Origin of the sequence: Streptomyces rimosus subsp. rimosus (assembly GCF_000720725.1) — a bacterium.
GTDB lineage: Bacteria > Actinomycetota > Actinomycetes > Streptomycetales > Streptomycetaceae > Streptomyces > Streptomyces rimosus_A.
Genome location: NZ_JOCQ01000004.1, coordinates 35,111 through 57,178 on the forward strand (window position 1 = coordinate 35,111; position 22,068 = coordinate 57,178).

The following is a 22,068-nucleotide window of genomic DNA, read 5'->3' on the forward strand; positions in this document are numbered from 1 at the left end:
TCAGGTGTAGCCAGCGGAAGCGTACGGACGTAGGTACCTCGATCGTCGTCAAAGATTCCCAAACGCCGCGGAGTACCATCTCGGTTCTCCAATGTCCGTACCTCATACCGTGGGTGTATCTTCCGCTCAGGCGGAGACAGAATCACAGCGTTGTTCTCCGTTCTTACTTATCGATGGGTCGGGTGAAGAGGTAGACCGGGCGCTCGTGCGGTTCAAAACCCTCCAGGCGTCGGCCGTAGTGCTTCGTGTTGGTGTGCTCCTGGAGGCACGCCCACATCCCGATTTCCGGGCTCGGAGCTATGCCGATCGTCTGGTTTCCCACACGGGCGTCGTATCGGCCGTCGTCGCGCTTCTGGAGGTAGCCGATGCCGGCGCCGGTGCCACGTGTGTTGAGGTCCACGAGGAAGTCACCGTTGTCCAGCGGCATGGCGTCGATGAGCACGCCGGTCTCCGGGATGAGGGAGGGCTGGACCTGGTATGTCTGCGTCGTACCAAAGCGCTGGGAGATGCGGTTCATGCCCTCGCACTCGCAGCCGTTGGTCACGCAGCAGCCGCACTGCGACATGTCGATGGCCCGCTCGTCTGACACAGGAACCCGTCGGCCGATCGGGCGGCTGCGAACTGACTGAGTCGGCGGCGCGTACCTGTACAACGCCGAGGCTGCATGCTCCTTGGAAGCGAATCCGGGCATGTCAGTGGCCGATGCGGCACCGCTCTTTCTCCAGTCGGCGACCCAGTCGCTGCCTTCGCTCTCGTAGACGGACCCCAGATACTGATCGCTGGTGTAGTGGGGAGCACGGGCCCACACGTGGAAGCGGCTAGAGCTTCGGTCGAAGCGGATGAATATGAATTCCGGTTCAGGCATGACTGCTCCTACTCGTAGATGCGGGTCTGAAGCTTGATGCGGCTGATGGCGCCGAACGCATCGCAGATGGCGCCGGTGGTCTCCGCCCACCCCCGCAAGCCCGGTACGTAGAGGACTTCGCTGATCCCGCCCTCGGGGGTGTAGAGGATGACCAGCTCGCGGGCGGAAACGTCCGCGTGGCCGGGCGTCCAGGTGGCGAAGTACGGCGATCCGTACTGATTGACTCTCCCGTGAAAACGGAAGACGGCCTGGTTGTAGGGGTCGAGGTCGGGGTTGACGAGGACCGGTTCGGGGCGGCCACGGTTGGGCAGCTTTACGGCTCCGAACCGGCGGTCGAGCAGGCTGTGCTGTACGGCGTACTCGCGATCCCGGAAGGTGAAGTACGCGCCGTACGTCGCCTCGCCGACCACCCGCCAGTCCTCGATGTGCATGCCGAGATAGTCGACGGCGTAGTCCCGCCACAGACGTGCGGACTCCAGGGCCCATTCCTCGGTAGAGGCACCGTCGAACTCGCGCGGCTTGAGCAGCACGGTGATGGATTCCGGGCGTCCCTTGCATCCGTTCGTCTGGAATCGGAACCACAGCAGGCTGCCGGCCGTGCCGCAGTCGTAGCACCGGGCTTCATGCTCGGGGTCCTTGACCAGGCGGTGCCCCTCGATGATGCCGATGAACGCGCTCTCCGACATGTGTACGTGGAAACGCACGAGCCGGGCCCTGAACGCTGGGCGCCGGGCGTAGGACTCGCCGCAGGGCTTGCACACCGGGTCGCGGAACGGCTCCCGGGACTCCTCGTCGGTGCGGATCGATCCGATCAGCAAGTGCGTCGCGGTGCCCTGGCACGGTTCGTCGCCGGGGCCGACGGTGGACTGAACGGTGGAACAGCGCATGTTGATGTCTCCCAGGGGCAGGAATATCGGGGTGTCGGAAATTGCCGTTGCGTCCGTTCCCAGTCGAGGTCTTCGACGCTGTGCCAGGTACGGGAAGTCAGTGCCGGGTCGAGGCTCGGCTGGACGTCCCACGTGATGTAGACGTTCAGGTCGGATATGCCGCGTCCGGTGATTGCACCCTTGGCGCCTTTGGAATGCGGCGAGCTGGAAACGACCCGTCGATCCCAGGGGAAGTTGTCCGGATCGATTGTGATGCTCATGCGGCGGCATCCAGCCAGTAGGTGTTGTAGCCGTACTCAAACCGGATGGGACCGGTCGCCTGGATCACCAGCTCGACCGCGCCGTGCCGATCGACGGTGACGCCTCGGGTCAAATGCGCCTTCGCGTTCAACTCGGTGCGGCGCAGGAAGCCCAGCAGCGCGTACTTCGCCTCGTGGAACGGCAACAGGATGGTGTGGCCGCCGCCCGGATTTCGGTGGCCAGCGTCGGACTCGCGCCAGCCGGCCGCGAGGTGCGGTGCGCCGGGGATCTCAGGACCGGCCAGATGCCGGTCGATCGCCTCACCCACACACTGCTCGAAAATGCGGTCCCAGACGAACGTGTCGTGGGACATCTCGACATACGCCTTCAGCGCGGCGTCGGCATTGTCCGTGGACCTGGGGCTGGCGAAGCGCTTGGAGTAGTCCCACGCTCCGCAGATGAAACCATCGTTCATGCTCTGTCCTGGGTACATGCGGCCGACGATCCACTCAGTGGTCCCGGTGTGGTCGTTCTTGCGGGTGCCGAGAAACTGGCCGTAGTACCTATCGTCGTAGTGCTTCTGTCGGGCCTGGTGGACGACCGTCCAGCCTTCAACCCCGATGGTGTCGCCGACCCTCATACGGTGCCCTCCGTGAGCGTGGGGTTGAGCTGGGCGTGCTCGGTCATGAAGCTGGTGCCGCACGGCTCACACACCGGCTTTGGAATCCTGCCGATCACCAGCGGGTCGCAGGGGTCGGTCTCCAGCTTGTGCGTGGCCCAGTCGAAGCAGCCGATCGCAGAGCACCGCGGCGCAGTCAGTTCCCGCACCTGCCGGGTGGCGTAGCTGATGCTGACCCGCACGAGTCGGCCCCCGCGGGTGGGCTGACAGATCAGGCGGCCGGTGGCGTAACCGATGTCGCCGTACTCCTGGTCGACCTGCTCGTAACCGAGCACGCGGTGGTGGTGGCCAAGGAGGCGGAATAGGGTGCCGGGCTCGATACCGCAGGCACTCGTCCAACAGTCGGTGGCGTAGTAGGCCACCGTCCGGTCCGGGATCTCCCGCGGCGAGCGGTATGTGCCCTCGATACCGGCGCCGGCGACCAGGTTGGAGACATCGCCCAGAAGTCGACCGGCGGCGTCGATGACCTCCACGGCGTACGGCATTTTGCGGCACGCGCGGATTTCGGCTGCGTCCTCGGGGTCGAACTCCCACCAGGGCATGGCGTCCGGCTCGTCCGGGCGCATGATGCGGACTCGGATTTCAGGCAGCGAGCTGCGCATTCTGCTTCTCCTTGATCAGACTCACGGCCGGGTAGTCGTAGGTGTCGGCCGGGTTGCGGTACTTGGAGCGCTTCTGCTCGATCTTTGCGATGCGACCTGACCAGGCCCCGACGTGGCGCAGGCAGAAGAGGTATCGGGTGAGGGACTCCCAGTTGTGCGGGTCGATCGTCGGGCTCAATGCCTGCCAGTAGAGGCGCCACAGTCGGGCCAGTTCCTCGCACTGGGACCAGCCGTGCGACAGGTGGATGTGGCCGCCGGGGAAGTGCACGTAAATCCGGCACCCACAATTCAGCGCGTAGGTTCCGGTCTGGAACCCGAGCCTGTCAGCCTTGATGTCACCCACGCTGGCTCTCCTCTTTGCTCGTTTCGATGAATTCGGGCTCGTCACCCTCGGGCAGGTATCCGCTTCCGACGACGTCCGTCCAGGAGTAGCCGCCTGGCCCCCGGGCGGTGTCGATGAAGAGACGGTCCGGGTTGAAGGGCAGACGTAGGCTGCCGCGCACGCGTACCGAGTGACCGGACCCGTTGAGCTGGTCAAGCACGAGCAGCTCCGGGTCGGTCCACTGCACCGTGATCTCAGGCGCTTCGGTCCACGACAGCTTGCGGACGGCCTCGTAGACCGGCTTGATGTCGCCGCGCCACAGGACGTACAGGTCACCGCCGTAGCTGGCGTGTGCGACCAGTTCCCTCAGTGCGCCGACGTTGTCCCAGAAGTCGATGCCGGCCGCGGTGCCGAGCGTTCGTGCTGCGTCCTCGGTCTCCTTCTCGGAGAAACGCCACGGATCCGGTGCCGCCTCGGCGTCGAGCCGGTAGCGGAAGAGTTTCGATCCGGTCCCGCGCATCAGCTCGCTGATCGGGTCTGACTCGTCGCGCTCTTCGATCGCTTGGACTATTCGATCCAGAACGTCGTGCTCCTCCAGGAAGTCCCGTGCATTCTGATCCAGCAGGTCATGCAGCACATATTTCACGCCCTGCCATCGGTTCTCGTCCCACCAGTCCAGGTCCAACGCCTCCTCTCCGGCAAACAGCTTCCGAATCTGTTCGTCTGTGAGGCAGTCACCGCGCTCGATGTGGACCAGTACGTATTTCTCATCGAGGCGCGATATCACCAGATCCGCCGCAGCCTGCGCGAGATCGGGTAACAGGATGTCGGTCACATACTTCCCTCTCTGTTTTCAGGGCCGAAATGTTTAGTGCCCGGTGCGGGAATCGAACCCGCTGGATACTGCATGGGGGAACAGCACCCACTACTCGTCGACCGGGCGTGCCTTTCAGATTTCCCAGCCGATTTGGCCCTTCACCTGGGCCTGATGCGAGTGCTTGCTGTCGGCTGGCACGGTCGTGCCGCAGGTGTCACAGACGAACAGGTGCTTCTCCCATGGCTGTTCGCAGTAGAAGCACGATTCGTTGTCGTACCTAGGCGTGGGCGACAGCACGATGCGCTGCGGGTTTCCCTCGGCGTGCACGGTGGCGTAGTCGTGCGGGAACATCGCGGCGGCCTGGCGGACGTTGTCCTCCGTGATGAACTCCGGGTGCGAGAGCCCCCACCGCCGCAGTTCGCCGGCGATCTGCTTGGCCAGGGCTCGGGGCAACTCGTGCTCGCCGCGGACCCACCCGGTCAGCACGGCCTCGCTTGGCGACTTCTCACCGAGGACCAGCCACTTCCCGCACTTGTAGCCGGTGCACCGCTCGTCAGAGATGACCCTAAGCTCTCCGTCCGGCAGCTCGGTCAGCTCGGTCTCGCACATCTCCTCCATGACCGGCTTGGGGAAGTCGCCGGAGTCGTAGGAGCGCTCGTCGTCGAAATCGATGCCGAGGTTCTTCGCCGCGCGACGGACCGCGTCCTCGTGCGGCTTACCCCGCTGCACCTTGATGCCGTTCGCGCGCATCGCTTTCAGCGTGCAGCTCGGGCACAGGTTCTCGGCTTGGTAGCTGTAGCCGACGATGCTCATCTCAATCCCGCTTGCTCTCGTTGGCCGGCGCGGCTGCTGTGCCGCCCGCGCGGGGCAGAGGAAGGTTCAGTCGCGCAGCCTCGCGCTCGGCCAACGCCACTCCGGACGCGTACTTGCCGTCCTCCCAGGTGCGCGGGTCCACGTGCTCCTTGAGCGTGTGCAGAGAACCGTGTTCCTGGGTCAGGGCGAACGGCCAGGTGTGCGCGATGCCGATCACCTGCTCGCGCTCGATCACCAGTACGTCACCGTCACGGATCTCATCGCGGCACTGGACGGCGCCGTACGCTTCGCCTGTGCTGTAGAAGGTCCACACCTTCGGCTCGTTGTTCTCGCTGCTCATCAGTACGCCCCAATTCCAGATTCTTGTTCGTGCACTTCAGGCAGAGGTGCTGGCCGTCTTCGTCCTCTAAAAGTGCGTGGGGTATTCAAGCCCAGTCGCCTGGAGTGAGTTCCGTGCCGACCTCGACGTCGTATGACGACCAGCGGACTACCGTGTCACGGTCGCCGACGATGTTGTAGAGGCTCTGCTTTCGCCGACCGCTATCCGGGTACTCGTGGTACTCCTCGGCGTACTCACGAGCCATTTCGATGGCGGGGAACGGAATCTCGACTGGTCGGCCGTGCTCATGGTGTGAGGTCGAAGTTCCGACGATCGGCATGATGCGAAACCGCTCACCTTCCGGTGGCATCTGACCTTCGAAGAGCCAACCATCGGTCGTGTACCAACCACTGCCGGCCTTGCCGTAGTACTCCTCTTCAGCCGCCGCGCGTGTTTCATACGTGGTGAGCGTCGCCTTACGCCACTCGCGCTTGGGGTGGCGGCAGGAGTCCGACCAGCCGGGGGTGCGCACGTAGTACGGCTTCGACCGCGGCACATAACCGGGCTCTGTCTTCTCGCAGCACGGCTCCAGGATGCAGACCGTGAATAACGACGGTCGACTCATTCGTCCCTCGACGTCCTCGTAGAGTTGTGTACTGTCGTTCCGCTCAGTCATACGTGTTCCTTTGCTCGCTGACGGACACTAGCCGTCGAGATCAGGGAGCGCACTAAGGGAGCAACCAATTCCTACTAGTTGCTCCCCAAGCGCTTCTGGGCATGAAAAACCCCGGCTGTTGAGACCGGGGCGATGTCGTACCTATGCGTAGCTGTAGCGCAGGCGAGCGTCAGATATCTCGAATATCTGGTTCAGTCGCTGTGCCGGCTATCTATGCCTTGGAGATCCAGTCGGAATGCCAGCGGTCCTCGCGCGTCCGGCCGTCGGGGAACTTGACCTCGACGCGCCACTCCCACGTCCACAGCGGCGGCAGCTCGTAGTGTCTCTGCATCGAACGCCGCTTCCACTCGACCGACGTCACCTCGGCCGTCCAGAGGCTGTAGCCGTCCGGCATGGCAGAGACCGTGTCCCCGACCTGGACCGGCTGTCGTGTGGGCTTGGGCGCCTCATACGCACCGCGCTCCAACCAGTCCAGTACAGGCACCGGTTTGCCGGTCACGGCCTGAAGAAATACCTCGCGAACCGTGCGCGGGCCGTCGAGACCATGATTCAAGGTGCGCCGGGTGCGGGCGGCAACACGCAGCGGGTTGCCTGCCCGGTCGGGCACCTCATAGATCCAAACCTCGTCGTTCATGCTGTTTACGACCGTGCCGCGGATGCGAATGTTCGCCTCGGCTCCGGTCATGTTCTCTGTCGAGAAGGCATCCTCTGCCGGTATCTCGAACCGTGTCACCTCGTGATCCACTGTCTTCCCCTTTCTATGAGAACTGGCGCGCACGGGTTGTCGTACGGGCCTTTCGGAATGTCCCGGGGCGTCCGGATAATCTGGGCCGGTCCGGTGACCTTCGCAGTACGCGGTTGAAAGCCAACGCTTGATCGCCCAGCGCTCCCAGTCCTCCCACCAGGCAGCGAGCTTTCCGCAGCCCATCTGATAACAGAGGACTTCGCCGTTCGGTCCCCGGTTGGCGTGGACCACGTGGCTTTTCGTCGGTCGCCCCACGGATCAGGCGGCCTTGAGTCGGCAGTTCTCCAGGTCGTCCATCGAGCTGACGTGCCACGGCGCGGCGACGTAGCCGGGCAGCCTGCGGACGGCCGCACCCTGGAGCGCCATGCAGTAGCGATACGCCTCGGACTTCTCCCACTCCGGGTGCTCGCAGGACTGGTATTCGTAGCAGGACAGTGCCGAGAGCACTGCCACCGGATCGAACGACATGTGCAGCCTTCGGTAGACGTAGGGCTGCTCCCACTCCTTCTCGGCGTAGCGGTGATTGACCGAACGCCGGTTCTCCGCCCAGAGCATTGCGCCGACGTAGCCTGCTGACTTGTCGGTCAACTCCCGGAAGAGGTTCCCATAGGTGTTGATCGCACCATCGCCCCACGGAGCTCCCTCCTGGAACACCCCCTGCTTCTCCTCGTCCGTCAGCTCACGGACCAGCCAACGGAGCGAGTCGCCGGGGTGGACGAACTGGAGCCCAGCGTTGACCAGCAGGTCAATGTGCGTCTTGCCAACCTCGAATGCGGGCACTTTCGCCTCCTAAATTGCACGGAAGATTGCGGTTGAATCCCTGCCGCCCCAGATGCCGGCCGATACGTAGTCCGCCCATGCGCAGATCGCGCACAGCCATGGACACTAGCCGTCGAGATCAGGCAGTGCACCAAGGGAGCAACCAATTCCTATTAGTTGCTCCCCAAAGCGCTTCTGGCATGAAAAAACCCCGGCTAGTGAAACCGGGGCGACGTCGTACCTAGGGATGGCTGTAGCTCAAGCGAGCGTCAGCTATTGCGATGATTTTCGGGACCAGGTACATGTAGCACCTAGCCGGCGGACCGGTGAGGAATCGAACCTCTACCCTCGTGACGACGGGCAACCGCTTCGGCCCAGCGCTTACGGCGCTACTCGTTCCAGACCTCACAGGGATAGCATCTCTGCTCCACATCCCTGATGTTCTTGGTCAGACTCCTCGGATGGTGTAGACGACCGCGGCGATGCGGATGTAGTTCTGGTCCAGGCCCTCATCATCCCGCAGTGCCTGAGCGCGAGTCTCCAGCTCGTCAGGGTCACCGTCGGAGTCGAGGCAACGCCAGGCCCCGGTTTCCGGCGCCCAGACGAGGAGCTGGTGGACTACGCCGGCCGCGTCAGCCTCACCAGGCTTGTGGTCCAGGACAATGTTCACCGCGTGGTCGTCCCGACTCTGATCGGTCCCAGCTCCCCGCTCGAAGCCCCCGACCGCCGTGTGCTGCCTTGCTATCGCCATAGGACAGCAGGTGGTGGTAGCAAGGCGGCACAGAGCATCGTCGGGGGCGTTGATCGCTGCCACGACGGCGCGGAGGGTGTTGGGGAAAGTGCGGTCGTATTTCGTCACTGCGAGACCCAGCGCGCGGGCAAGAGTGGCACCAAAGCGCATATCGAACGCGTCGATCTGGTTGGCCGAACTGTCGAGGATGAAGACGTGAGACCATATCGGCGGTCGCAGTTGGTCAATCTGTTCCAGATATGGCACAGCCAGCTTCAAGATGCCTTCCCGTTCCAGCTGCGACTTGCCGGCCAGCGCGTGGAGGGCGTGCCGGATGTGTGCCTGGTTGGTGGTTCGGATCATTAGTCAGGTCCCTCCCGTGTCCAACCACCGGACCCTACTGTCCGTGCGGCTCGATTTGGGGGACGGACGACGCTTCCACATCGTCCGTCCGACCAGACAAACCCACTCCAATCAAATCGTGGTCATGAATGCGCTGACGGTAGCTATACAGGCCGCGATGTCCTCGGCAAGAGTCATACCGTCCGCGCCCTGGTAGATGAAGGTGCAGACCTCCGGAAGCTCAGGATCGGGCAGGTGGGCGATCACCAAGGGGCCAATGTGCTCATCGACGGGTTCATGCACGCTGAAATGCGGGTCGGTGACGTAGAGAACGCTGCCGTCGCTGAGATCGATGACCACGACGGAGTACAGAACGTCGGTGTAGTGAAGGCGGGGAGCGTATCCGGCCTCCTGAAATGCGCTGATAATGGTGTCGGAGACACGGGACTTGTCATTGACGTTGTCTCGTTCGGACATGATCAGGCGTTGCCTTCCTTGCGAGGGTCGGATGCGTAGTAGGAGTAAAGGGCCGGCCCCGACGTCACACCGCAGATCATCCGCACCTCCATGCGGTCATGCAAGAAGGCGAAGCTGACGTTGAGGCCCCGCATGTACTCCTTGATGTCCGCAACTGTGACCGGGACCGTGAGGGAGTTGGTGATCGCTATCTTCGACGTAACGTGCGTCGTGGCGTAGCGGAATGTCGAAGGGAACATTTTCACTCCTTAGGGATAGGTGAATGGTTGGCTGAGTGCCCGGCGGCGGATTGCGCACCGCTACACCCTGTAAATCTCGGGCCGGGACCAAAGTGCAAGGCGTGCTTGACCTCTCTGTTCTTATGGGAAGGGTCATCGATCAAGACACGCATGTGCAGGTGGGTTGGTGCCCAGACAAGTTGCGTCGCGGAAGACTCCCGTAGTCCGCCCTGCACTTCGTTCTCGTGCCGTCCAGTCCTCCCAGCCCGCTAAGCCTGGGGAGTACGGAATCTCAGGTAACCCGGCCGTCGCCCATACACGCCCCGAATGCTGACGCGCGGTACTTCCCGGACCCTTGAAACGCTCTAGGACCTTATACACGTTTTATTTTTCGACGGTTGCTGTACACCTACCCCTGCCCTATTACCCATCGGGTTTCGAGCGCTAGGGGCGGCTATGCGTGCTCGCTTACTCCGGCTCAGGCTGAAATTTGGTTGCCTTACCTTCGTCGCTCGCGGCACGTTTCCACCGTCGGCAGTTCCGTTTGTCATCACGGAACAGACTTTCTCTGTTAAGCGTCAGTAGTAACGTCTCACGACGGACCACGGACTATGTCAAGTAACAGCGCCATGCGTCATATCCGCAGCACGTCAGCTTTTGCCTATCGAGCGCGCTAGGTACAAAGGTGGCCTAGCTACGTCTAGCCGATAGGGACGGATAGCCTGATCCGTCGTGGTCCCACTGATCACGGATTCATGCTTCGCATTTCCCAGAACTGCACAGTACGCACCGCATGACTACGAGGGCGACTTACTTAACCCCTACTCACGATGCGCCATGTCCTTTCGGACTCTGGAATACACGCATGGTTCCCGAAGGAACAGCGTTCCGAAATAACGCCATGGATGTGCCCGATATCGCTGGACACGGTTTGCCTTTGGTGCACCCAAAAGTACGGGCGCAAGTAGGCGTCATTCCGGCACGCTGTTGAGTTCTCAAAGTCCCGCCTTGGGTCAAGCCCTTGACGGCTAACGCTGACCAGGCTAGTGAAGCTGTGGTCAGTTGGTGCATAAGGCGAACCGCTTGCCGACCGTAAGGGCTCGGTGCCTTTCCGCCTGGCTCACCCTACCAGACCGACCCAAGCTGTGAAGCTGTGGTCAGTTGGTCGGTGACGCCCCCTTTCAGTTCGCGCCGTGGAGGCCGCTTGCTGATCGGTGGCCCGACTCTACCACACCGACACGAGCTGTGAGGCTGTGGTCAGTGCAGCAATTGAGTCACCCTTTCCGGCGCCTCCGTCGGGGAGTTCGCCCGCTCCGTGCGGGTTACTCGCCCCTTTGGTTCGCGCCTTCCTGGGTGTTCCTCCGCTCCGCCGTGGTGGCCGGTGCGGTGGAACGACGGCAACACTAGGGAGAGTGCCCCGTCGTGTCAACCCGTGGTCAGTTGCGCGATGTCGAGTGACGCCAAAACCCCTGCTCTCACACGGAAATCCGGGGTTGGGGATGGCGCCTCAAGTGGCCCGTAGTGCCGCCTGAAAGCACCCGTGCGGCGCCGTGAGTCGCAACGCCGCCCCTGCTGGCCATCGATGGCTATGCGCGCACCCAGGCCCTTTGGGGGGCCTTGGCGCTCCACGTCGCGTGGTTGCCGACTGATGCCCCACCGGCGGGTGGCCGGCCCCCCGAAACCTGACTGGCAGTCAGTTGATCACAGGCGAGGCTGCCATAGCTGTGCGTGAGGTGGGGGTGGGCGACTGATCCTGAGTGGTCTACCTCGGTACGCGATTGAACGACCATGCCGCTACGCCTACGGTGCGTGAAAGGTCGGCGCGCGAAAGATTTCGGGGGTAGGGGGGAAAGTGTCCCTCTACCTCTACCTATACCCATAGAGAGGGAGTGCGGCCCGTGCCGGTGCCCGGTGCCCCACTGGTCGCGCTGTGTGTGTAGTTGCTCCCCGTGATGTCTGATGGTCCGTTCGCTAGGGGTGATGCCTAGCTGACGATCTTTCAGGTACGGCAGTATCAGCGACTTTCCGTGACTGAGGGCACCCTTACCTGAAAGCCTGTCAGTTTCGCTGTGTGTAGTCACCTCTCGTGGCCATTCGTGAGCGCGCTAGCACGAAGCGTAGGAACTGAAGGGGCGTCAGCTTGACACGGGGGAGTGGTGCGGCTAGCCCGTTCCGTGAACTATCTCCAAACCCTGGTTTGGTGGCAGTCATACGCGATGTAAGCGGGCATTGCTGGCTTTCCGGCTAAGGCAACTGACGTTGCGTCACCTAGTGATGTGTGCCACTAAGGCTGACCTAAGGTTGCACAAAGTCACCCCCCACCCTTAAACGATCTTGCCGAGCGAGGCCCCCCTGACCTCTCCCGCAGCGGGCGGTTCTACGCAGCGAGGCAGTATCGGCACGCTCCGTCAGTAATGCGCAGGGTGACGTCCGCGCAAACGATTGCGGTAACAGAAAGCTGCCGACGGCCCGTCAGTTATCGCTGCCCTGTGATCGGGGTGGAAAGTCAAGAACTACTTTCTGCGACGACAAACTGAGGGGCAGTCAGGTCAACGGAAAGTCGCTGAAAGCGTTTTGGGGAGCCGTAGGCTGCGGTCATGGCGGATCAAGAAGTCGCCGACCAGCAGGCGGTCGAGGCCCTGGAGGAGCGGCGCCGGCAGAGCGCACAGGCCCACGCCGACTGGCTCGCGCGCAGACCGAGCTGGCACGACTGGGGCCCCCGGCAGGCCACCGACCCGCGGAAGCGGCGGGCCATGGAGGGTACGGGGAGGTACGCCGATGGGCGCCGTGACGTCTGAGATGCGGGCGGAGATCGAGGCCCAACAGGAGCAGCGGCTGCTGCCTTGCTCGGAAACCCCGTTCCGCTCGGTGCCGGCTTGGGCGCAGTACGCTCCGGCTATGAGTGACACCGCGGACTGGCCAACCACCACGACTGAAAAGATCCTCGCAGAAGTCGAAGGAGGCGCAGCTTGGAGGGCACGCCACGAGGAGATCGTGGGACGCCTGGCAGACTCGATCGACTCGGCTTGCGATGCCATCTACGAGCTGCTCTTGAGGGGCCACACGGATGCCGACCGGACAACGACCGCTGCCCTGATGGCCCCCCAGCTCGTCAGGAACGTCGTGGAGGCAAGGCTCGCTGATCAGGTGTCGCGGCTGTCGGCAGCAGCCCGCGGCGAGTTGTCGAAGCAGTAGACAGCACAAAGGCCCGGCCGCACACGGCCGGGCCTTCAGCATGTGCAGTTACTGCGGGGTGTACTTGGCGAAGAAGTGCTGGGCGGCCTCGCGCTGGAACGTGTCCAGCTTGTGCGTCGGCTGGCCGGCCAGTTGCAGGATGTCCCACACGAACGGCGGGACGTCGAACCTCCTGCTGGGCGGCGTTCGGTCGATGATCTTTTGGCCGAGCTGGAGCAGCTCCTTGGGGTACTCCATGCGCCGGTTGATGACGGCCTGGTCCCACCCGTGCTTGGGCGCTTCTTCCACCAGCCAGTCGATGAACGCCGCGGCGTCTAAGGGCCTTTCGTGTGCTTCAGACATAGCTATCGAGTACTCCTGTCGGGGATCGATCAGCGTGCACGGCTAGCCTTCGGGCAGAACACATCCCCTACGGTTGCTCAACGTGTTCTTCCGCCACTGCTTGATCCTCTTCATCCGTCCGCTCCGGCAGTCGATCGAGCAGTTCAGCCATGGCGGCACCGAGAACGTGTAGCCGGTCCCAACGGTGCTCGCAGTGCTGAACGACGGCCCAGTGCAACTTCCTCAGAGCCGCCGAGTGCTCTTTACCCCGGCACATGGCCGTGCGTCCCAGGTTGAGAAGTGCGGGGTGCAGACGGCGGTAGTCCCACTTTTGGACGTGCTGGTGCAGGCGTCCCCCTATGCGCACATCAAACTGCGTCATCTCCGTCCTGGTCGGCGTCGGCCACAGGTGTGTGATGACACCCCGCACGCCGTCGACCAGTTCCGCGTCGGCTCGGGCCGTGTCGTCTGCCAGGCAGGTGGCGAGCACGGACTGGGCGGCCACATGGCCGGCCAGCAGGTGTACTCCCACGTAGGAGGCCAGGTTGCCGCAGAGCCCCACCGCACAGCCCTTCCTATGCGCTAGTGCGGCCAGGGCGTCGTATCGCGGCTCTTCGAACGTGCCATGCGCGTGGTTATCACCAGCGAGGGCCATGGTCAGCAGCGTGGTACCGGTCCAGTACCCGTCTAAGAGCTGCCCTCCCGGCTGGCCTGGATGAAGCCGCGGCGAGAGCCTGCTTAGCTGGCCACTCGTCTGTTGGAGACGGAAGATGTCGACGCCCATTTTCTAGGCTCCCTGGTCGTCGGGTGCACGGATCTCGTCCACATCCCGCTCGCCCAGCAGAGCCGTCAGGTGCTGCCGCACGACCTCGTCCTCGGCGACGGCCCGCACCAGGCCGGGCGACAGGGGCTCGTCGGTCCCGTCCGCAGTCCCGGACTCGGCCGGCTGCGGGACGCCCCCGCAGATTTCTCGCCGGGCTCGGTCCAGAAGCTGCTCCATCTCCGCCTGAAGTTCGTCGCGCCGCCGGGCGAGACCGGCGATGCGGATGGCGGTCCGGTCGGCCTCCTCGCTGCCGTGGACGTAGCGCCCCTCCTCCCACGCGGCGGCGTAGCGCTCGCCCAGGACAGCGTTCTTCGTCGCGGTGGTTTCGGCCTTCGAGCGGCGCTCGGCTTCGGCGACCAGGTCGGGATCGAGGTCGGCGATGGCGTCATCGCCGCGGAGCCGGAACTGGGTGAGTTGCGCGGCGACAACGTCCAGGTGCTGAGCCACCGTCTGTGCGTATGGGGAGTCGCCTCCGGAGCGCTGGATGCGGCCCTCGTCGAGGTAGCTCGTGCCCGCCCGCAAGCCAGCCGCCTGACGACGTGCACGCGCCGCCAGCTCCTGGATCTCAGCATCTCCGCCGGGGCCAGGCACCTTGCGCACCGAGTCCGCGATGCCGTGGAGGGCCAAGGCTACCGTGCGGTCGTTCGTCCGCTCGGCCTTCGTGGCTTTGCCCGCGGCCTGCTGCCGCAGTCGATCGGCTTGCGCATCGAGCACGTGGGCGTACAGCAGCATGTCGGGGAAGTGGTCTTCAGTGACCTCCGGCAGGTCTGCGCCGGCGACCTGGATGCGGTCGATCGTTGTCCCCGCGATGCCGGTTGCGCGGTGGATCACGGCCCGGCCGGCCATCCCCTCCTCCTTGAAAGCCCTGAGGGCCCCGCGGATCAGCGGATCACGACGGTCGCTTACCGCGGCAGCGTCGTCTGCGTAGCGAAGGCACGCGTCATAGGCGGCGTCAGCGTCAGGGAAGTAGAGCGCGGGATCTCCGCTCCACTCCTGCAACGAAGTGTTGTCCATGCTCGGCGACGCTAGCAGAGGAGTAGCGCGCGCTACAGTAAAATGGTAGCGATCGCTACTATGTGCGGGCGGTGGAGTCAGGGGTCGGATGGCCGGCCCCGTCCAGTCGCCGCTCCCTCGGGTGTCTGGGACCGGTGGGAGCAGACCGCACGCCGTCTCCAGGAGTTCCGCGCCGTGCCGTCAAAGAGCCCCCGTCCTGGGGGCGGAGGCTCTTCGTGCGTGCCGGGGTATCAGACTGACTGCTGTTGCTTCTGGCGCTTCTCTCCGCGGATCTCCTTGAGCATCCGGATCGCCGGCATGGTCAGGCCCACGAAGAGGAACGCGATGGAGAGGCCGGCGAGTGCGGGGGAGACCTTTTCTTCGAGCTTGAGGTCCCAGGCCGAGCCCATGGTGTAGGCGATGAGGTAGCCGCCGCGGCTGATGGTGTAGGCGACGCCGAGGATGGCGGCGACGGTCGAGAAAGAGAATCCGAGGACGACGCCGGAAAGCGGCGGGTAGATGCCTCGTGCGGTCTTGGCGCACATGAAGGCCAGCTCGCAGCTGGTGATGAACGTGTAGCCAAGGTAGAGCAGCAGGTACACGCGCACCTGTGCGTTGTCGGCCTGGGCGGTGATGAACTCGACGCCGGGCTTGGTGGCGCTGATCCAGACCGGGACCATGGCGGCGAGGACGGCGACCGCGAGCACGATCCGCTGGTAGATGGCTCTGCGGAGATAGTCCGTGGAGTAGGCGATGTCCACCATGCAGATCTGGAGCGAGAGGCACCAGAGGACGGCGCAGATATGTGCCAGCAACTTGGCCAGGTTGTCGACGCCGGTGAGATCTTCGGTGGCTTCGGCGATGGCGGGGATGGCAAAGAAGACCCCTACGGTGCATACGCCGAAAGCAAAGGTGATCGCCCGGTTCGTGACGTTTGGTGCGCGGCGGGCTCGGTAGTAGCAAAGCGCGGTGACAATGGCCCCGAGCGCAGTTACGGAGCCGAATATCGCGCCGTCGAGCGGTGTAGCGGTGCTGTTCATTGAGCGGGCTTGCGACCTTCCAGAGAATCCGCGGCGTACCTCGCCGCTTGCTTCATAGTCCGCTTTCGGCGACGCGGAGCGGTATCGGATTCTGGACTCGGATCGGTTTCGATCTCTTCCAGCGGTACGGCCGGCGCGAGGCCGAGCTGCTCCCTGCGCTCCTGGAGGTGCTGGACCAGGGCGTCGAGGTCGTCGAGGGGCAAGCCATCGAGATGTCGGAGGACGTCGCGGGCTCGCGGGCTGTGCTGGATGACGGTGAGGGCCTGGATGTCGTCCCAGCCGGGCAGGAGGAACGGTGCCGGAGCGTCGAGGACCGTGGCGAGCTGTTCGACGGTGGTCAGGGTGGGGTTGGTGTCTTCGCCCTTGCGCAGGTTCGCCAGCGACTGCACAGAGCCGCCTCGCGCGTGGCCGGGCAGGCTTCTGATTGCTTCTGACAGGGCGCGGGTGGAGATCGGCTTGCCGTCGGGTCCTGGGCGGCGTTTGAGCAGGTGAGCCAGCTTGGCCGTGAAGGTCAGCATCGGACTCCTGGTCGACTGACGAGGATGTCAGTCCTCCTCGATACCTTCACAAGATCCCCCTGGCTCGCTCACTCGTGTTCCGCTGAACACTTTAGTTGACACTGCTGCCACGGCCCGTAGATGATCCGGGCGTGGTCGTATGGCGTGATCTATCGCCAGTGGCCTGTATGTCGGTTGTGTGCCCTCTCGTCGAACCGGGGGGAGGGGTCGTTCAGCGCCAGGGGGGAGTCATGGGAGAAAAACGTGAGGAACGTTCGCATTTTTTCCGTGACCTGGGGTTGGGGTTGGGGGAGTCTGCTGGCTGGTGCGGCTGGCCGGCAGGCCGAAGTTCGCGAGGAGAGGCGTGATGGACGGTGTCAGCATGGGGGCGGCGAAGGTCCCTCAGCTTGTGGAGAGCAAGGTCGTAGGTGACAAGGCGCCAAGGCAGCCTCAGGGAGGCGGCCGGAAGTCACGACCGGAGCCGATGGTCGAGTTGAGTCTGTGCTCCGTCGAGGCCGAGCTGGCGTACGTGTGTGGCAAGCTCCCGGCGGACGGGTACCGAATGAACACCGTCACGGGCGAAGTGACCGTACTCGTGCCTGAACGTGATCTTGAGGACATGCTCGGAATGAAACAGACGTTCGGAGATGCGCTCGATGCGGCATGACGCAGCGCTGTGAGCAGGGCCTTTGGTTGCCCCTTCCGGCTCGGTGGGCAACCGAGGGGTCCTGCTTCCGTTCTATGTGACACCTTGCCTGCCGTACTGGATTTGTGCAGGAGCACATTTGTTGGGTATCAACTGCACATCACTTGTACTGTTGTTTCCAGGACAGGCGCCCGTCGGAAGGTTGCTGAGTCAGCGAGCCCCAGAGTCGCCGTCTGGTCGGAGAGGTTGAGGACGATGGCACTGAGGAAGACCTGCAAAGCCGAACTGCCAGGCGGTGGCATCTGCGGCAAGCCTGTCGTCGGGCGCGTGAATGTCCTCAACATGAACCACAGCGTGGTGCGAAGCGTCTGGCGCTGTGGCCCTTGCGGTATCGCACTGGAGCAGGCGTTTTTGGCCCTGGCCCCGGACGGAGAAGAGGGCGAGCCTCTGCGTGCGACGCTCTACCGAGATGAGGTAGGGGTCCTGGCGAGCAGTGAAGATATCCGGGAGTGGCTGGAGCGAGTCTTCAAGAAGAGCCCGAAGCAGTTCTCCGTCAAGGAGAGGCAGCTCATCAAGGACATGCTCAAGGCGGAGGGGAAGGCTACGTCGGGAGCGCGCCGCGGCCGAGTCCCCAAGGACTTGATCAACGCGTGGAAGACCTTGCGCCCCCGTCTTGACGAGGCAGGGAACTGGCAGGAGACATCCGCGGCCGAGGCGCGAGCGGGGCTGCGTGATGTGCTCGTGGCTGCGCCGGAGAGGCTCTCGGCGGAGGAGCGGAGGATGATCATGGACCTGCCTAGCGCCGGAGCCTTGGACCCGAAGGCAATGCTGCTGTGGGGACGGCTGGAGTCCCAGCGCCAGCAGGTCGAGCAGCCCTCCTGAGCCACTGGACCGTCCGGGCCTCGCTCCACTGGAGTGGGGCCCGTTTTTCGTAGCTCAACAAGAGCACATCAGTTGCAGTGCAGGTGCACGAAAGTTATTGTGCTCTTGTTGCTACTGGTTGGTCGGCCGTGTGGGGCTGAGGACGGCTCGGGCTCACCGCCCGTCGATCTAGGGGCGGAGGGGTGCGTGGACACCACAGTGCCGGTGAAGAAGAAGGCGGCGCGGGCCGTAGCGGAGTGGCTGGGCTCGAAGGGGGAGGGCACCCGGAAGGAGTACCAGCGGGACATCGACCGGTACGTGGAGTACTGCGTGGGGCGCGGAGTCAACCCGCTGAAAGCCAAACCCGACAACGTCCGCGGATTCCTGGACGTGCTGCGGGTCGAGTACCGCCTCAAGGCACGTACCCGCCTCAGGGCCTACAAGGCGCTCAGCTCGTTCTACAGCTACGCCGCCGACTGGGACTTCCTGAAGAAGGGGCGCCCCAACCCGATGCGGTACGTCGATCCACCAAAAATCGACGACGACGAGCCCCGGCTGGGCATGACGATGGAGGAAGCCGTCGCCTTTCTGCGCGAGGCATTCTTCACCTCCACCCGGCTCTACGCCCTGGTGACCACACTCCTGCTGCTGGGCCTGCGGATCAGCGAGCTGCTCACGGCCGACATCGAGGACATAGGCATCGTCCACGGGCAGCGGGTCCTATGGGTGCAGCGCAAAGGCAAGCAGTCGAAGACGGCAATGCCCTTACCCGATATGGCATTTGCCGCTCTGGTCGTCTACATCGGTGATCGGCGCTCCGGCCCGATTTTCATCACCAGAACCGGCCGGCGGCTGAACCGCCACGGCGCCTACGACACCATCACGCGCCTCGCCCGCCGCGCTGGCGTACCGCACGTCCACCCGCACCTGATCCGGGCGACCACCACCACCCTGCTGCTCGGGCTGGGCCAGGCCCTGGAGCGCGTCCAGGTCGTCATGGGACACAGCGACCCGAAGACCACGATCGCCTACAACAAGGTTCTGGAGAGGCTGCTCTACAGCCCGATCCACGTACTTGAAATCGCCCTGAAGGGAAGGGTCGATGAATCTCCACTCCCCGCGCTATCGCGTGATTTCAACGCCGCGGTCCACCGCGATCCAGGCGAGCTGCGCCTGCTCCTGGACACAGCAGCTTGATGTACGCGGCGGCAGTCAGGTACAGGCGTACCTCGCCTATGCCGACCACCTGCGAGACGAGGCCGCCGCAGCTTCTCGGGGTAGACGAACTGACGACATAGACGACAGGAGAGCCGCATGACGTATGAACCCATGGCAATGGTCCGCGAGTTCCACGATGCTTTCGGCGTCGACCGCGAGACCGATGTGCCCTCGTCACAGCGGCCGGCGCTCGTCGAGCTGCGCCAGCGGCTCATCAAGGAGGAATGCCGGGAAGCTGCCGTGGAGCTGACTCGTCTGAGCCGACGCATCCAGTGGCCCCGATCAGGACGCTCGGCGCGGATCGCGCTGGCCAAGGAACTCGCCGACATCCTCTACGTCGTCTACGGCACCGCGGACGTCCTCAGCATCCCGCTGGAGGAGGTCTTCGAAGAAGTGCACCGCAGCAACATGAGCAAGCTGGGGCTCGACGGCCACCCCGTCCGGCGCCACGATGGCAAGGTGCTGAAAGGGCCGGGTTACCGTGAGGCTGATGTCGAAGCGATCGTTTTTCGGGATGAGGAGCGGAGGCGTGCTGCATGAAGCAGATTAAGCGGTTGGACCTATACACGAGCTACGCCGCGGCGGCGGATGACCTGCACGCATGGGCGAAGCGCGTCAAGGACTTGGGTATGACGCCTCGCTACGGCGTGCGTATCGGCAAGAAAGTTTTCGTGCGGAATCGGTGGCGGTACCCCATATACCTCTGCGATGAACAGCCGGATGAGATGCCCCGCCTCATTAAGCGCAGTGCCTAATTGACTAACCTTGCCAGCCCCTGTTCTCTGTGGAGCAGGGGCTCTTTGCTACCTGCCTCCGCTGGCGACTCCTTAAAATCGTGCTGTACACCTCAGCTCGTAAGGAGCCGTCATGGCGAAGAAGTATGCCAAGCCGAAGCCGCTCCCGCGGGCGGGAAAGAACTTCGAGAGCGCGAGTCCCTACACCAAGCGGGTCATTGACCGGCTTGGTGCTCAGTCCCGTAAGAACGCCAGCCCGAAGATGAAGGCCCGGCTGGACGCCTTTGAGGACAGCGGGGACGCATCGGCGCTGCTCACCTTCGCCACCTACCCGGACCACACGGTGAACCCGCGCCGGCCGCGCACGGTGGCTGCTGGGTACGACTACAAGACACACACGTTGCGACTCCAGTTCCGCAATGGCGAGGACGGCCGCGGCTCCCCCGGCGGGCCGGTGTACGAGTACTACCGCGTGTCCGAGAACCAGTGGAGGCATGTACGCAAGGCCACCTCGGAGGGCCGGTACATCAACTCCACCCTGAACGGCCACCCCTACCGCCGGATCGCCTAGGAGTCCCATGTCGCCCGAGATACTTGCCGCCTTCTTCGGTGGCGGTGGCATCGCGTCCCTGGCAACCTGGGCCACCGTGTGGCAGGCCCGCCGGTCGGCCGTTCAGCAGGAGCAGCGCGACCTCCGGCAGGAACAGGAAAACGCGCTCAACCAACTGCGGCGCTACGTGCGTGAGCTGGAGGAGCTGCTGCGCTTCTACCGCGAAAGCAGCATTGACTACTCCGTGCAGCTCCGCTCTCACGGTATCGAGCCGCAGACGACGGCGCGTATGCCATCTTCGCTGCTGAACCAGGAATAACAGCTTGGTCATGGCTCCAGCTAGCTTGCGGGGCATGACCAATTTCTTCTGTCGCATAGTCGGCGTGAATCGGGGGCAGAGGCCCTTCTTCACCACCTGGACCCAGGAAATGTCAGCGCCCTACCGGCGCAGCGACAGGACGTACGTCGTCCGCGTCGGCTTCCTCAAAGGTATTGCCGTCGGTCGGTACAACCGAATGCTGGCCGGCGAAGACGCCGCGATGCTGTCTGTCTTCCGGATGGAGGGCGCAGACGGTGGAGCCTGAGGAGGTCTACGAGATCATCACGGACACGGTGCGGCACATGGTCGCCGAGGCCGCAGTCGACATCGACGACGAGTGGCAGCTCCTCCAGATCCTGGGGGTGGAGCAGTGAAGCGAACCCGGAAGCGTCTACGGGAACTGCTCAACCGCCTGCGGGAACAGGTGCCTGGCCAGCGCCTCCAGGATCGCGTGGCCAGTCGCAGCGCGGCTTTGCCGACGCCGGATGTCGTCGAATGGGCCGACCAGGGCGTCACCCAGCTCTCCCGCGCCGTCAGCGAGCTGCGCAGGGCGGTGGACCAGGAGCAGCTCGACCAGGCCGTGGAGGGCCTGGTCGTGGTCGCTGCGACGGTAGAAGAGCTAACGCGTCGAGCTACCGGCCGGCGGTGACGCTGGAGATGTCCAGGCCGCGGTACAGGGCGTCAGCCAAGGCACCCTGATACATGCCGGTGTGAAGGCGGGGCCAGGGCACGAAACCGGTGGCCAGACACCCGACGGTGCCCCACGCGGCATACAGAGGTTGGGACATGGAGCGGGCCACGTACTCGGCGGCTGACTGGGACCGCGCCGCGGGGTCCTCCAGCATGGTGAGTGCCATGGCGCGTGCGATCAGGCGCCCGGTGCGCAGACTGACGACCAGGTAGAGGGGGGACGCCGCCAGGGCGGTGTAGACGCCGATCATCATGACGACACGAGCGCCGCTGCCTTCCTCGCCGCCGCCGGCGAGTGCGCCGATGAACCCGAAGGCGAACATGCCGAGGACGAGCACGTAGGAGAGCCGGGCCAGGGTCAGACGGGCGGGGGAGTAGGGGGAGTACTGCCGGGCCTGCTGCTCGGCGTCGCGACGTCTCCGGGCGACGGCCTCTGGGCCCTGCTCCTGTAAGTCCCGCCAGTAGTCGGCCTCCTTGGCGCCGATCTGCACCGCGGCTGACGCCCAGCTCGCTCTCTGAAGGTCGTCCATGGCCCCTCCCCGATCCCCTAGACACCCGAGTGTGTTCGGGCAGAATACCCCGCCGCATCCACACGGTCAGGTAATAACCGTCGCGCGCCAGTTGACCCGGTGCCGGCGGGCTGGCAGTAACTCTTTTTCTGGGCTCGCTCATAGCCTCAATTCCGGAAAT

General features: G+C 64.0%; 30 protein-coding genes. 10 read left to right on the forward strand and 20 right to left on the reverse strand.

Annotated elements, in window-relative coordinates; all coding sequences use genetic code 11:
* Positions 1-163: 163 nt before the first annotated feature.
* The 14 genes from IH45_RS0103005 to IH45_RS0103070 form a co-directional block, all read right to left on the reverse strand.
* Positions 164-865, reverse strand: coding sequence for a hypothetical protein (locus IH45_RS0103005; protein ID WP_030660794.1), 702 nt, complete (start codon positions 863-865; stop codon positions 164-166).
* An 8-nt stretch (positions 866-873) separates the two neighbouring features.
* Positions 874-1,752: a hypothetical protein gene (locus IH45_RS0103010; RefSeq protein WP_030660796.1), complete on the reverse strand. Its 879-nt coding sequence runs from the start codon at positions 1,750-1,752 to the stop codon at positions 874-876.
* 256 nt (positions 1,753-2,008) lie between these two features.
* Positions 2,009-2,632, reverse strand: a complete 624-nt coding sequence (locus tag IH45_RS0103015) for a hypothetical protein (RefSeq protein WP_030660799.1) — start codon at positions 2,630-2,632, stop codon at positions 2,009-2,011.
* On the reverse strand, positions 2,629-3,273 hold the full coding sequence (locus IH45_RS0103020; protein ID WP_030660802.1) for a hypothetical protein: 645 nt from the start codon (positions 3,271-3,273) through the stop codon (positions 2,629-2,631). Before IH45_RS0103020 ends, IH45_RS0103015 begins: the two co-directional genes overlap by 4 nt.
* Entirely contained in the window at positions 3,254-3,616 is a 363-nt protein-coding gene (locus IH45_RS0103025; RefSeq protein WP_030660805.1) for a hypothetical protein, read from the reverse strand. The genes IH45_RS0103020 and IH45_RS0103025 overlap by 20 nt, the downstream gene beginning before the upstream one ends.
* Positions 3,609-4,430 (reverse strand): hypothetical protein, encoded by an 822-nt coding sequence (locus tag IH45_RS0103030; RefSeq protein ID WP_030660808.1) that lies wholly within the window; start codon positions 4,428-4,430, stop codon positions 3,609-3,611. Before IH45_RS0103030 ends, IH45_RS0103025 begins: the two co-directional genes overlap by 8 nt.
* A 114-nt stretch (positions 4,431-4,544) precedes the next feature.
* Positions 4,545-5,225, reverse strand: a complete 681-nt coding sequence (locus tag IH45_RS0103035; protein ID WP_030660811.1) for a hypothetical protein — start codon at positions 5,223-5,225, stop codon at positions 4,545-4,547.
* Position 5,226: 1 nt separating this feature from the next.
* Entirely contained in the window at positions 5,227-5,565 is a 339-nt protein-coding gene (locus tag IH45_RS1000000144960) for a hypothetical protein (protein ID WP_050514483.1), read from the reverse strand.
* 85 nt (positions 5,566-5,650) lie between these two features.
* The gene (locus tag IH45_RS0103045; protein ID WP_030660815.1) at positions 5,651-6,220 is read right to left on the reverse strand and encodes a hypothetical protein; all 570 of its coding nucleotides are present in this window, start codon (positions 6,218-6,220) and stop codon (positions 5,651-5,653) included.
* 211 nt (positions 6,221-6,431) lie between these two features.
* Positions 6,432-6,965 (reverse strand): hypothetical protein, encoded by a 534-nt coding sequence (locus IH45_RS0103050; RefSeq protein ID WP_030660817.1) that lies wholly within the window; start codon positions 6,963-6,965, stop codon positions 6,432-6,434.
* A gap of 258 nt (positions 6,966-7,223) precedes the next feature.
* Positions 7,224-7,745, reverse strand: coding sequence for a hypothetical protein (locus IH45_RS1000000144965; RefSeq protein ID WP_050514484.1), 522 nt, complete (start codon positions 7,743-7,745; stop codon positions 7,224-7,226).
* A 427-nt stretch (positions 7,746-8,172) separates the two neighbouring features.
* Positions 8,173-8,817 carry a hypothetical protein gene (locus IH45_RS0103060; protein WP_030660821.1) on the reverse strand — a complete coding sequence of 215 codons (645 nt, stop codon included), beginning with the start codon at positions 8,815-8,817 and terminating at the stop codon, positions 8,173-8,175.
* Positions 8,818-8,928: 111 nt separating this feature from the next.
* Positions 8,929-9,273 carry a hypothetical protein gene (locus IH45_RS0103065; protein WP_030660823.1) on the reverse strand — a complete coding sequence of 115 codons (345 nt, stop codon included), beginning with the start codon at positions 9,271-9,273 and terminating at the stop codon, positions 8,929-8,931.
* Positions 9,274-9,275: 2 nt separating this feature from the next.
* Positions 9,276-9,512, reverse strand: coding sequence for a hypothetical protein (locus IH45_RS0103070; protein WP_030660826.1), 237 nt, complete (start codon positions 9,510-9,512; stop codon positions 9,276-9,278).
* A 2,576-nt stretch (positions 9,513-12,088) separates the two neighbouring features.
* Between IH45_RS0103070 and IH45_RS0103075 the strand changes: the two genes are divergently transcribed.
* Positions 12,089-12,289: a hypothetical protein gene (locus IH45_RS0103075; RefSeq protein ID WP_030660829.1), complete on the forward strand. Its 201-nt coding sequence runs from the start codon at positions 12,089-12,091 to the stop codon at positions 12,287-12,289.
* A gap of 100 nt (positions 12,290-12,389) precedes the next feature.
* Complete coding sequence (locus IH45_RS0103080) at positions 12,390-12,686, forward strand: hypothetical protein (RefSeq protein ID WP_158812887.1); 297 nt, start codon at positions 12,390-12,392, stop codon at positions 12,684-12,686.
* A 48-nt stretch (positions 12,687-12,734) separates the two neighbouring features.
* Here the strand turns inward: IH45_RS0103080 and IH45_RS0103085 are convergent, their stop codons facing one another.
* The 5 genes from IH45_RS0103085 to IH45_RS1000000148545 form a co-directional block, all read right to left on the reverse strand.
* The gene (locus tag IH45_RS0103085; RefSeq protein ID WP_030660833.1) at positions 12,735-13,028 is read right to left on the reverse strand and encodes a hypothetical protein; all 294 of its coding nucleotides are present in this window, start codon (positions 13,026-13,028) and stop codon (positions 12,735-12,737) included.
* 67 nt (positions 13,029-13,095) lie between these two features.
* The gene (locus tag IH45_RS0103090) at positions 13,096-13,791 is read right to left on the reverse strand and encodes a hypothetical protein (protein ID WP_030660836.1); all 696 of its coding nucleotides are present in this window, start codon (positions 13,789-13,791) and stop codon (positions 13,096-13,098) included.
* A 3-nt stretch (positions 13,792-13,794) separates the two neighbouring features.
* Positions 13,795-14,844 (reverse strand): hypothetical protein, encoded by a 1,050-nt coding sequence (locus tag IH45_RS0103095; RefSeq protein WP_030660840.1) that lies wholly within the window; start codon positions 14,842-14,844, stop codon positions 13,795-13,797.
* A gap of 230 nt (positions 14,845-15,074) precedes the next feature.
* Entirely contained in the window at positions 15,075-15,863 is a 789-nt protein-coding gene (locus IH45_RS0103100) for a hypothetical protein (protein WP_030660843.1), read from the reverse strand.
* Positions 15,860-16,381, reverse strand: coding sequence for a hypothetical protein (locus IH45_RS1000000148545; protein ID WP_158812889.1), 522 nt, complete (start codon positions 16,379-16,381; stop codon positions 15,860-15,862). Before IH45_RS1000000148545 ends, IH45_RS0103100 begins: the two co-directional genes overlap by 4 nt.
* Before the next feature lie 346 nt (positions 16,382-16,727).
* Between IH45_RS1000000148545 and IH45_RS0103110 the strand changes: the two genes are divergently transcribed.
* The 8 genes from IH45_RS0103110 to IH45_RS0103155 all read left to right on the forward strand — a co-directional run bounded on the left by IH45_RS0103110 (position 16,728) and on the right by IH45_RS0103155 (position 21,337).
* Positions 16,728-17,027, forward strand: coding sequence for a hypothetical protein (locus IH45_RS0103110; protein ID WP_030660848.1), 300 nt, complete (start codon positions 16,728-16,730; stop codon positions 17,025-17,027).
* 234 nt (positions 17,028-17,261) lie between these two features.
* A complete protein-coding gene (locus IH45_RS0103115; protein WP_158812891.1) occupies positions 17,262-17,888 on the forward strand; it encodes a hypothetical protein in 627 nt (208 codons plus the stop codon).
* 186 nt (positions 17,889-18,074) lie between these two features.
* Positions 18,075-19,064, forward strand: coding sequence for a tyrosine-type recombinase/integrase (locus IH45_RS1000000144970; protein ID WP_050514485.1), 990 nt, complete (start codon positions 18,075-18,077; stop codon positions 19,062-19,064).
* 117 nt (positions 19,065-19,181) lie between these two features.
* A complete protein-coding gene (locus IH45_RS0103125) occupies positions 19,182-19,625 on the forward strand; it encodes a pyrophosphohydrolase domain-containing protein (RefSeq protein ID WP_032916691.1) in 444 nt (147 codons plus the stop codon).
* Positions 19,626-19,952: 327 nt separating this feature from the next.
* On the forward strand, positions 19,953-20,390 hold the full coding sequence (locus IH45_RS0103135) for a KTSC domain-containing protein (protein WP_050514486.1): 438 nt from the start codon (positions 19,953-19,955) through the stop codon (positions 20,388-20,390).
* 7 nt (positions 20,391-20,397) lie between these two features.
* On the forward strand, positions 20,398-20,688 hold the full coding sequence (locus IH45_RS0103140; RefSeq protein WP_030660869.1) for a hypothetical protein: 291 nt from the start codon (positions 20,398-20,400) through the stop codon (positions 20,686-20,688).
* A gap of 34 nt (positions 20,689-20,722) precedes the next feature.
* A complete protein-coding gene (locus IH45_RS0103145; RefSeq protein WP_158812893.1) occupies positions 20,723-20,953 on the forward strand; it encodes a hypothetical protein in 231 nt (76 codons plus the stop codon).
* A gap of 105 nt (positions 20,954-21,058) precedes the next feature.
* Positions 21,059-21,337: a hypothetical protein gene (locus IH45_RS0103155; RefSeq protein ID WP_158812894.1), complete on the forward strand. Its 279-nt coding sequence runs from the start codon at positions 21,059-21,061 to the stop codon at positions 21,335-21,337.
* Here IH45_RS0103155 and IH45_RS0103160 read toward each other — a convergent pair.
* Positions 21,321-21,908 carry a hypothetical protein gene (locus IH45_RS0103160; RefSeq protein ID WP_030660875.1) on the reverse strand — a complete coding sequence of 196 codons (588 nt, stop codon included), beginning with the start codon at positions 21,906-21,908 and terminating at the stop codon, positions 21,321-21,323. The genes IH45_RS0103155 and IH45_RS0103160 overlap by 17 nt on opposite strands.
* Between the last annotated feature and the right edge of the window lie 160 nt (positions 21,909-22,068).